Genomic DNA, 10,215 nt, shown 5'->3' with positions numbered 1-10,215 from the left:
CCGGATGCGCATTATCAGGACATTTTTGACAGTGCGGAGGTAATAGCAAAAGAGAATGGTGTCGGGCTCTGGTCGGTTTCTACAATAGCCGAGGATACTGTCACTATTTCATATCTGGAGGCAGGACGCTACATCGACCAGGTCGTTACAGTTGAAGGCACGATAGTACGGACCACAAAAAAAGATGATTCGGGGATAGTCTTCCTTAATTTCCATGACCCTTATGAGGGATATTTCACTGTGGTTATATGGAGTGATGACTGGGATCGTTTTTCACAGGACCCTGATATCATGTATGGGGGAAAACACGTGTTAGTGACCGGAAAGGTGATCGAGTACAAAGGAAGTCCTGAGATCATCGTTGAAGACCCTTCACAGATCGTTATCATTCAATGAAGGGGGTCCTTTTGTTCTTTAGCCTTCTTCCTCTTCTTCTTTTTTGAGAACACAAGTTTAATAATCTGGTAAGCTGAATCATATCATTATGCAAAAGAACGTAGCTGTGGTCTTTGATAGTGCTGGAACTCTACTGCATATGTATCGCGTTGCAAAGGATATGGGGACCGGTCAGATCATTACGGGCATAGATAGTACCGGACTTGTTGCACAACGAAAGGGGCGGGCACTTATCGTTCTTCATACTGAACCCAGTGTGGTATTGAGTGCCGACCATAGCATGCGTGTTAGTGATTTTATCGATGAGTATGGTATAACTATTGCTATCAGTTGTGCCAGCGATCCGTTCTCTGTTGATGAAGCCTATGATATTATTAAAGGAAGCGAACTGAGGATCTCTGATATACTTCAGGTAGTTGACATGGTAAAAGCACGGTGTCCGAACATCTTCTATGTCGCAGCCGGGATCATAGTGGACAGGAACGATTATTCGGTCCCTTATGTATTGAGTACGGGGGGACGTTTGTTCCACGATACAAAAGATACCATCGAAAAACTTGAAGAGCGCGGGGCTGATATCTATATTGCTTCGGGTGACAGTATGCGCAATCTCGAGCAGCTTGCAAAATGTCTTGCTATTCCTATGGATAGGGTATTTGATATTGCCACCACCCGTGAAAAAGAGCGGATCATCCTTGAGCTGAAAGAGAAGTATGAAAAAGTTCTCATGGTGGGCGATGGGATGAATGATATTCTTGCTCTCAGGGCAGCTGATGTCGGGGTGATGACCATACAACAGGGGGATGAACGCCCGGAAAAGTTGATGAAGTCTGCAAACGTTATTATCAATTATATTAAAGAAGTAGTTGACCTCATTGACAGGGATTGAATCCTAATCATCTGGTGGTTGGTCACCTTTTGGGTCGATGGTATCTGTTTTTTAATGTTAACACTGATACGGCAATACGTTATATTTATGTACTGCATTATGTAACTCTGTGTATCTACTGAGGATAAATTCTTGGTGATGTTATGCACAAAATGAAGTTAATTCGGTTTTGATATTTATATACAAAACCATTAAGTAATATTGAAAATCAATATATCAATATATAAAAATGGGTACTTACGCTAACCATATCGGAGGAAAGCAAATGTCATTGTTCATCGAGGTCAAAGATCTAACTATCACTTACGACGGTGTTAATGTTCTGAAGAATATCAATCTTAACATCAATGAAGGTGAGGTTATTGGAATTCTGGGGCGCAGTGGTGCTGGGAAAACAATTTTGATGCACGCTCTGCGAGGTGCTGAAGAATACGAGAACATTTCCGGTTCCATCATTTATCATCTTGCGAGATGCGATAAATGTGGTCATATCGACCCGCCAAGTAAAGTAGGCAAGCCTTGCCGTCTCTGTAATCATGAGGATATGAAGGCATTTGATGCGGATTTTGTAGCTCTGTCTCAGCATGATCATGAGCGCAGGAGCGTTTCCATGAGAATTGCCATTATGTTGCAGCGTACATTCGCCCTTTATGGCGATGATCAGGTAGTTGCAAATGTGATGAACTCTCTGAAAGAGATCGGATATACAGGTCCTGATGCGATGTCAAGGGCTATGGAACTTCTTGAAGATGTCTGTCTGTCTCACAGGTTGATGCACGTTGCGCGTGATCTGAGTGGTGGGGAGAAACAAAGGGTGGTTCTTGCAAGGCAACTTGTGAGAAATCCAATGTTTTTGCTTGCGGATGAACCTACCGGCACGCTCGATCCAAGGACTGCCGATATCGTCCATGATGTTATTGAAAAGGCCGTGAAAGATTATAATATGACCATGGTCATCACATCTCACTGGTCTGAGGTCATCGAGAAGCTTGCAGATAAGGCTATCATCCTTGAAGATGGTGCGATAATCAGTGAAGGTGAGCCTTGCAAGGTTGCTAAAGAGTTCATGGGCATGGTGTCCAGCATTGAGAAGAATGTCAAAGTTCCTCTTGGTGCTCCGATAATCGATGTCAAGAACCTTGTCAAGAAATATATCTCTGTAACAAGGGGCGTTATACATGCGGTAAATGATATCTCCTTTGATGTGAAGGAAGGTGAGATATTTGGTCTTGCAGGCACAAGTGGTGCAGGAAAGACAACTACCTCCGAGATGCTCATGGGAATCGTTGCACCTACAAAAGGGGATATTCAGGTCCGTGTGGGCGATGAATGGGTGGACATGACCAAACCGGGTCCTGATAACAGGGGACGTGCCACTAAATATATGGGTATTCTGCATCAGGAATATGGGCTTTACACTCACAGGACGATCATTGACAACCTGACGGAGTCAATAGGTATCGACCTGCCTTATGAGCTTGCAGTACGCAAGGCCATTAAGACGCTTGTAACTACTGGTTTTAGCGAGGATAAGGCAAAATCCATTCTTCCAAAGATGGCAGATGATATCAGTGAAGGTGAAAGGCACAGGGTTGCTCTTGCTCAGATATTGATGAAGGAACCTAACATCATTATCATGGACGAACCTACCGGTACCATGGACCCTATCACAAAGATAGAGGTCACAAGGTCCATTCTCAAAGCACGTGAAGAAATGGGTGATACGTTCGTTATCGTATCTCACGACATGGACTTCCTGCATGAAGTATGTGACCGTGTTGCACTGATGAGAGATGCTAAGATCGTGTCGATCGGTGAGCCGGCAGAGGTGCTTTCTCAACTTACTGAAGAAGAACGTTTGCTTGTTGCTCAGGGAGCATAAGTTTAACATTTAGCTTCTTATATTATGTAATGGAGGCGATAGGCCTGAGCGGCGAGATTAGTGTAGAGGTCAATGATCATCGCATAGCAATGCCCCCAAATTCTACATTGGGGGATGCTATACAAGCATCTGAAACTCCTTATAGGGAAGGTTCTGCCATAGGTCTTCTCAAGAAAGATGAGGGCGGTAGAAGCGGTGCTATTATCGATTATGTCGTTAAGACCTCTAAAGGTGAATTTAAAATAGAACTCAATGGTGGGTCTGTATCCTCAGGGATATGGGCAGACCGTTTTAAAGATTATGAAGGTGTCAGTGTACGCTGGGATTCCAGGGATGCAATAGCTTTTGGTCCTTTCGAGGCGGATATTGTTCCTGATAAAGGCTCAGTATCACTTGAGAAATATGATGTGATCTTCGGTGCGGGTGGTCTTGATCCCGGTAATACTCATTTGATCATCGCATTGGATGATCACTCCTCGGAATACGGTGCACCTGAAGACGGTTCCTTTGGAAAGGTGATCAGTGGTATCAATGTCCTGAAAGAACTTGGAAGCGGGGATAGTATCCTTTCCATCGAACCTGTTCTGGAGTGGGAAGAGACAGGGGAGCATATCTGTACTTCCGATCTCTCCACAGTACTTGAGGACGGATACCGTATATTCACTTATGTGGAAGTGGAACTTAATCCGGAAACTCCTGAAGGTGCAGAACACTTTTTTGCTTTGATCCGGGATGGGACCTTCGATGTGGACTTTGTTTCCAGCTCTTTTATTTCGGATAGTTCCTTGCACGGTGAGATGTGCAAGTATGAAGGTTTTGACCCGCGGGATAAAGGTTCAGTATGGGTAAGGACAGTAGGTTATGGTTCCGGCAAGGTCTTCATTGCCCGCGATGACCGTCCGGCAAGTGTCATGCATTCCGTTATAGGACATTTGTCGCATGGCATGGAGCTTGTGCAGATGGCGGAAGCCGGTCAGAAATTGATGGTAAAGACCGATCCGGAACCTATCTGGTTATTGGGTCTGTCCTTCAAGGCTGCAGAAGAAAAGCTTTCCGCACTTGGTATCGAGCTTGTTAAGAAAGGATACGTGGAAGAAGATGCTGTTGTTGTGAAACAGGATCCCCCGCACAGCATCGATGTCATGCGACAGGGATCAGTGGAAGTTATCGGTGTTCCGGATTCAAAGCTTGTAAGCATTGAACTTTATGATGATCTGGCTCCAAAAACGCTTGATTTCTTCAGACATGCTATCGATCTCCAGTTCAAACCCGTTGGGGCATTGCCGGTCATGATGACCTACGAGAACACGTATATATTCAAGGCGGAAAAGGCTGCGGAGAAATATAAGGAGATCATGCCTGAGAATGTTCCCGTAGGCAAGGTAAATGCAGGTGATATCGGTGTCACCAACCAGGCGGCTAAAAGGCATGGTATGGTTGGTGTAAAACTGGACGATGATGATATGTTCGGTCCTACGGGTGAGAAGTTCCTGAGCACCAATATCATTGGTCATATCCTTGAACCTGAGAAGCTCAAAGGGCTTAAGGACGGGGATGTTATGTACGTTATTGAAAGTAAGGGGAGTGATAATTGATGGCTGAAGAAACTGAGGATAACATCACGAAGATAGTTGTCATAAGTTCGGACAGCATCCTGCCCACGGACGCAGCGATGAAGGTTTACGAATCGGAAGATTCCATCACCATCAAGGAGACCTGTTTTGGTACGATGGTGAATGGTCCGAGGGAGGCTGTGCTCAAGGTTGTCGAAACCCTTCGTTCAATGGACCGTAATCATATATTTGTAAAGGAAAGGGGCTTTAAGCCAGGCGCAGAGGTTCGATGCCGGGCGGGAAGAGGAGGCGGTCCAAGACCAGGTTTCCATTTCCTGAGGGAAGAGGTGAATATGCTTCCCATGATAGGCAGAGCATTGGACAAATATGAGGCTGGCGAACCCCTTGAAGAGCATGAGGCTCCGGAAAAACTTGATATATCGAAGTTGAAGAAGATAATTGATTCAGAATTATGAGGTGTTACATTGGCAAAAGTTATCATTTATCCTACGAACAGCCTGATACTTTCCGATATGGTGGAAAGGTTCGGACATGAACCTCTTGCTATGATGGAGAAGATCAAGGAGATAATAAACACGGTTGGTGTTGATTCCCCTCCTTTGAACATTACTCCGGAAGGCCCAAAACACGGTTTGAAATATGCTGCGGTGGAAGTGCCTGCAGGAGTTCGCGGAAGGATGTCCCTTATTGGTCCCATGATCGATCTTGCAGAAGCTGGCATAATCGTTGGCGATTCATCTATCAGTTTTGGATGTATGGGCTGTGCCCGTACCAACGAACTGACAAAGTTCCTTATCAGGGAAAAGGACATCCCCATACTTGAGATCCAGTATCCTCATACCGAGGAAGAAGGGCAGGATTTCGTTTACAAGATAGCAGAGTTCTTGAAGTCCCTGCCATCCGGGAGTGATGAAAAATGAGCGATAAAGGAGATCCGGTACTGATAGCCCTTGTTTCCTGTGGAAGTGAGTATGCTGGTGTCCAGAGCGAGCTGGAAAAAGCCGCAAGTATGTTGAATGCCAAGCTTGTTTATCCTGAGATGGATGTTGCGACCCTCGATACCATCGGTATGGAGTTCGGGTTGGAAGTGGCAAGTCCTGACCTCAGACTTATGATGGCAAGGGCGAAAGCGGTCGTTGAAGGCGTTGCAAAAGTGGACGGTGTTTTCGTGACATCATGTTTCCGTTGCGCTGAAGCTGCAATCGTGAGGAATGAGTTGAGGAGGTACATCTTCGAGAAATCCGGTTTGCCTGTGATAAGCTATTCTTTCACTGAGCGTACCACTGCCGCAACTCTGCTTACACGTCTGGAGGCTCTGACGACCATTGCTAGACGGAAACACCTGCTTGCGAGAGTGAAACAGTCCGGTATCACCGCAGGTGTCGATTCCGGTTCAACTACTACCAAAGCGGTCGTTATGAAGGACAACGAGATCGTCGGGGAGGGCTGGGTTCCGACCATAAAAGTTATTGAAAGTGCAGAGACTGCATTACAGCAGGCACTTGATCAAGCTGGTCTCAAAAGAGAGGACATTCAGGCGATCGGTACTACCGGGTATGGTCGTTTCCTGATAGGCGAACATTTCAAGGCGGACCTGGTGCAGGAAGAGATCACAGTGAACTCAAAAGGAGCTGTCTACCTTGCAGATAAACAAAAAGGCAGTGCCACTGTTATTGATATTGGCGGAATGGACAATAAAGCTATTTCCGTACAGGACGGTATTCCCGGAATGTTCACCATGGGCGGTATCTGTGCCGGAGCATCAGGTCGTTTCCTTGAAATGACCGCTAAACGCCTCGGTGTGGAGATCACGGACCTTGGCGATCTTGCTATAAAAGGCATGGAGAAGAACGTTGAAATGAACAGTTACTGTATCGTTTTCGGTATTCAGTCACTGGTCAATTCGCTTGCAAAAGGTTCCTCGCCGGAAGATGTTGCAGCAGCAGCTTGTCATAGTGTTGTCGAGCAGATATTCGAGCAACAGCTGCAGGAAGTCGAGGTAAAGGAACCTCTGATCCTCGTTGGAGGTTCATCCCTTATTGCAGGGGTTCCAAAGGCCCTTGGTGACCTCCTGAAAATAGATGTCATAGTGCCACCGCATTCACAGCTTATTGGTGCTGTGGGTGCAGCCCTCCTCGCATCAGGCTATGTGTCGGAGTGATTCTCATGGAACCTCTTGAGATATTCACTGTTGAAACTACGGAACCTTCCGAGGCTGCAGCTTATGAGAGCATCCTTAAGGATATCATCTCCGAGCTTGCATTCTCCCGCACCATAGGCAGGATAAAAGTGAGGATAAGGCCGGAGGATTCGCTGTTCATGATGGTCATACTCCTTCGCAGAGGTCTTCCTCCTATTAAGGCAGGTGAGATCTCGGATACTGAGTTCGACAGGGAACACGCAAAGGTGGTCATCACTGTCAGGGATGAGAAGACCATTCCTCAGTTTCTGGACAGGCTCTGGGAACAGTTTGGAAGGCAGAACGTTATACAGCCAGAACGGAACATTATCGAGGTTGCTTCAGATCTTGAGACCGTGGATAAGTTCATCGCTGAACTTATCGTGGATGATCCTGAGAAAACGATCCGGGAAAGGCTTGCCGACATGGCCATACGTGCCACCCCGGAAGGGTTCAGGATACGTTACCATTCCCTTGATAGCGGCAAATTCGTTTTCGTGGCATCGGAGGATACGATGCAGCAGGATTGGATCGATGAGGCCAATGTTATGTTGAAAGAACTGGAAGGGGATGATTCCTGATGGCAGCAGTACTTGAACCTTATATCTATGAAGGAGGTATTCACAAACACAGTCTGATCCTTGAGCTTTTGGAAGACCTTGGTGGTTATCTCGTTCAGAAGACCCCTGCTTCAACAGAGGTCACTCTTGTTATGCTCATTCCGAAAAAGGATGTCCATCTTGTCGAGGATCTCTGCAAAAAGCTTCTTGGTAAGCTGACCTCGGCACCGCTTACTGGTACTGAAGTAGCGGTAGTGTCTCCTACACTCGCATCCCATCATCTTCCACATTCAGCATGTGATATTGCGGAATATCTCCGTCGCGGAGGGGCGAATACCAATATGATCGGGCTTGCAAGGGGAATGGGGCGAAGGGTCGCATTGTCTGCTGATTATGAGAGAAGGCTCATTAATGAGCATGATGTTGCTGTTTTCTCGTTCGGCACTTTCAAGGATTGTATCATTAACAAGAAGCCAAAGCTCTTCGAAGGCATCGAGATACCTATCGTGGTGACCGGTGGGCCTAACATCAGAACTGAGGAAATTTCCGGAGCTGACATATATGTTGGTGGCATCGGGCGTATTGCTCACAGGATGAGGAAAGGTTCTGAACTGGATGCAATGGACGTTCTGAATGAAAAGGTGGGTGAGATCGTGAATCTCAAGAGGGAAAATATCGCAAAGGACCCGCTTGCAGTTCTTCCTGCAAGGCTCATGAAAGAGGTTCAGGAACAGGTTCCTGATATTCTTAATGTGCTGACACCTGCTCCGATCACGCTTCAGCTTGACGGCATGAGGATAAAACTGCCTTATGATAGATACCATGAAGCTGTTGGAAATATCGAATTCGATGAAGGCTTCCTCCTTTCGGATGCGGCGAACATCCTTCCTTCCAAGATGAAGGATTACATTCTTGTAAAGATAAAACGCAGGTCTGAGGTAGTAAATATTTAAAATATCTGTATTTAAGTGAGGATTATTATGGACATTGAGAAGATCCGAGAGATCATCGAAAAAGAGCCTGATGAGGCAGTTTCTGATGTACTGGAGGGTGTGAAGGAGCGTTACGGTGAGATCCCATATATTCTGGAGTTCATGCGTGATATGCCGGATCTCCTTCTCCCTAAGGTAATGTATGACAATTCGATCATGCGTGAATTCGAAAGGCTTGATCCGAAAACGATCGAGCTGATCTGTATAGGTGTTTCATCTGCCCTTCGGTGCGACCATTGTATGAATATGCACATCCGTGTGGCAAACAGGCTTGGGCTTACCAAGGAAGAGATCTTCGATGCTGTTCTGATCGCTGGTGCTATTTCCAATGCATCCGTACTTGCGGAAGGCACACGTGCTCTCGATGCAGAGTTCAATGGTCGGAAATGTGATGGCAACGATGATTGTGATGTTTGCAAGATCGCGAATCACGATTAAAAAAAGCATGATGATGCTGTTTTAAGCATCATCTATATTTAATTCAATTTGTTTTTTACAATTTTATCTTATTGGCATCTATATTCAATCTAGCCTATCTTATCCCAGAAGCGGGGTTCCTGAAAGAAGTGCACCTGCAAGGTATCCAAGGATCACTCCACTGTTCAGGAATGGAAGTCCTGCCTGTGGTTTTCCTTTCATGACGAATATTGTAAGCCCGATGAATCCGGTAAGTGTTCCTATTATTGCTCCAAGGGCGGGGTATGATATGAACCCTGTGTGGGCAATGAAAACGTTTGCAGATACCACCAGGACGGTTGGCATGACCGCATCCCCAAGTCCCATGAAGAACGCATCTCTTTCGCCTTCCTTTTTCATGCCGTCCTTTATGAATGAATAGTTCAGCTTTTTCGGGATGATAAAAAGTATTGGCAATCTGAGGTCCATCACACCTTCTGCAAGATCGATCATGTGCTTTGTCTTATAGACCGATATGGCATCGTATATTGCAAGAAGTGATAACAGGACGATCGCTGGCAGGATCCCAAAGGATATTCCGAATATTGAACTGGCAGCAGCTCCGATTATTATGCCGATGGTATCTATGACATACCATTCCGGGAACTTGTAAAGGACGATGCTGAGTGCAATTGCCAGTATAATTCCCAGTGTACTGCTCAATGTCTCACTTATTCCAAGCATATACAAGATCGGATAGAATCCGTAGAATATGGTGGCACCTACTGCAAGCAATATCGTTAGTTGTATTACCCATTTCATGTTACGTTTGATAGCAAGCAGTAACAGGAATGTGAATGCGAGGATGAATCCTATGTAATAGAACGAATTGGCAGTCGATTCGGGATTCTCTACGGCTTGCATTCCAAGTTCATCCATTGGGGATGCCAGCACCAATGCGAGAACCTGTACTATTAGAATCAACCCGGCCATTGCGACCATTGGAAAATAATCTTTGAATGTGTCTTTTTCGGAACTCAATATAATTCTCCCTGTGCCCAAAATATCTATGTAGTGCAAATTTGAAATATCGGCACAGTATTTAATAGTATGTAATTGTTATAATAGTTATAATAGGTGTTATCAGTTAATATATCGATGTTGTTATCGATAGGATTGCTGTACGTTTAATAAATGAGGTAAAATGATGGATCCCCGGGACATTGTATTTTCGATCGTGATGGTTGTATCTTCTTTTGTGCTGACCTATGAATGGCTTGGCAGGTTCAAACCCAACTCCGCTAATTCTTTGATCATACTTTCTGCTATTGTAATGGTAGGTGCATT

Annotated in this window: 11 protein-coding genes; 10 read left to right on the top strand and 1 reads right to left on the bottom strand. The window is 45.4% G+C overall.

Annotated elements, in window-relative coordinates; all coding sequences use genetic code 11:
- The 10 genes from QAS77_RS07585 to QAS77_RS07540 form a co-directional block, all read left to right on the top strand.
- A partial coding sequence (locus QAS77_RS07585) for an OB-fold nucleic acid binding domain-containing protein (protein WP_305064758.1) occupies nt 1-396 on the top strand: 396 nt, incomplete at its 5' end.
- 88 nt (nt 397-484) lie between these two features.
- Nucleotides 485-1,285: an HAD family hydrolase gene (locus tag QAS77_RS07580; RefSeq protein ID WP_305064757.1), complete on the top strand. Its 801-nt coding sequence runs from the start codon at nt 485-487 to the stop codon at nt 1,283-1,285.
- A gap of 265 nt (nt 1,286-1,550) precedes the next feature.
- Complete coding sequence (gene atwA / locus QAS77_RS07575) at nt 1,551-3,167, top strand: methyl coenzyme M reductase system, component A2 (protein ID WP_250867025.1); 1,617 nt, start codon at nt 1,551-1,553, stop codon at nt 3,165-3,167.
- Nucleotides 3,168-3,196: 29 nt separating this feature from the next.
- The gene (gene mmp3, locus QAS77_RS07570; protein WP_305064755.1) at nt 3,197-4,762 is read left to right on the top strand and encodes a methyl-coenzyme M reductase-associated protein Mmp3; all 1,566 of its coding nucleotides are present in this window, start codon (nt 3,197-3,199) and stop codon (nt 4,760-4,762) included.
- The gene (locus tag QAS77_RS07565) at nt 4,762-5,196 is read left to right on the top strand and encodes a methanogenesis marker 6 protein (RefSeq protein ID WP_305064754.1); all 435 of its coding nucleotides are present in this window, start codon (nt 4,762-4,764) and stop codon (nt 5,194-5,196) included. The genes mmp3 and QAS77_RS07565 overlap by 1 nt, the downstream gene beginning before the upstream one ends.
- 9 nt (nt 5,197-5,205) lie before the next feature.
- Nucleotides 5,206-5,661 (top strand): methanogenesis marker 5 protein, encoded by a 456-nt coding sequence (locus QAS77_RS07560; RefSeq protein ID WP_250867028.1) that lies wholly within the window; start codon nt 5,206-5,208, stop codon nt 5,659-5,661.
- Nucleotides 5,658-6,902 carry a methanogenesis marker 15 protein gene (locus tag QAS77_RS07555; protein WP_250867029.1) on the top strand — a complete coding sequence of 415 codons (1,245 nt, stop codon included), beginning with the start codon at nt 5,658-5,660 and terminating at the stop codon, nt 6,900-6,902. Before QAS77_RS07560 ends, QAS77_RS07555 begins: the two co-directional genes overlap by 4 nt.
- Before the next feature lie 5 nt (nt 6,903-6,907).
- Complete coding sequence (locus QAS77_RS07550) at nt 6,908-7,501, top strand: methanogenesis marker 17 protein (RefSeq protein ID WP_250867030.1); 594 nt, start codon at nt 6,908-6,910, stop codon at nt 7,499-7,501.
- A complete protein-coding gene (locus QAS77_RS07545) occupies nt 7,501-8,433 on the top strand; it encodes a methanogenesis marker 7 protein (RefSeq protein WP_305064751.1) in 933 nt (310 codons plus the stop codon). Before QAS77_RS07550 ends, QAS77_RS07545 begins: the two co-directional genes overlap by 1 nt.
- A 27-nt stretch (nt 8,434-8,460) precedes the next feature.
- Nucleotides 8,461-8,910, top strand: coding sequence for a carboxymuconolactone decarboxylase family protein (locus tag QAS77_RS07540; protein ID WP_250867032.1), 450 nt, complete (start codon nt 8,461-8,463; stop codon nt 8,908-8,910).
- Nucleotides 8,911-9,009: 99 nt separating this feature from the next.
- Here the strand turns inward: QAS77_RS07540 and QAS77_RS07535 are convergent, their stop codons facing one another.
- The gene (locus tag QAS77_RS07535) at nt 9,010-9,909 is read right to left on the bottom strand and encodes a presenilin family intramembrane aspartyl protease PSH (protein WP_305064749.1); all 900 of its coding nucleotides are present in this window, start codon (nt 9,907-9,909) and stop codon (nt 9,010-9,012) included.
- Between the last annotated feature and the right edge of the window lie 306 nt (nt 9,910-10,215).

The sequence above is a fragment of the Methanococcoides sp. genome, from assembly GCF_030594565.1.
Classification (GTDB): domain Archaea; phylum Halobacteriota; class Methanosarcinia; order Methanosarcinales; family Methanosarcinaceae; genus Methanococcoides; species Methanococcoides seepicolus.
This window is presented reverse-complemented; position numbering and strand designations above follow the sequence as displayed.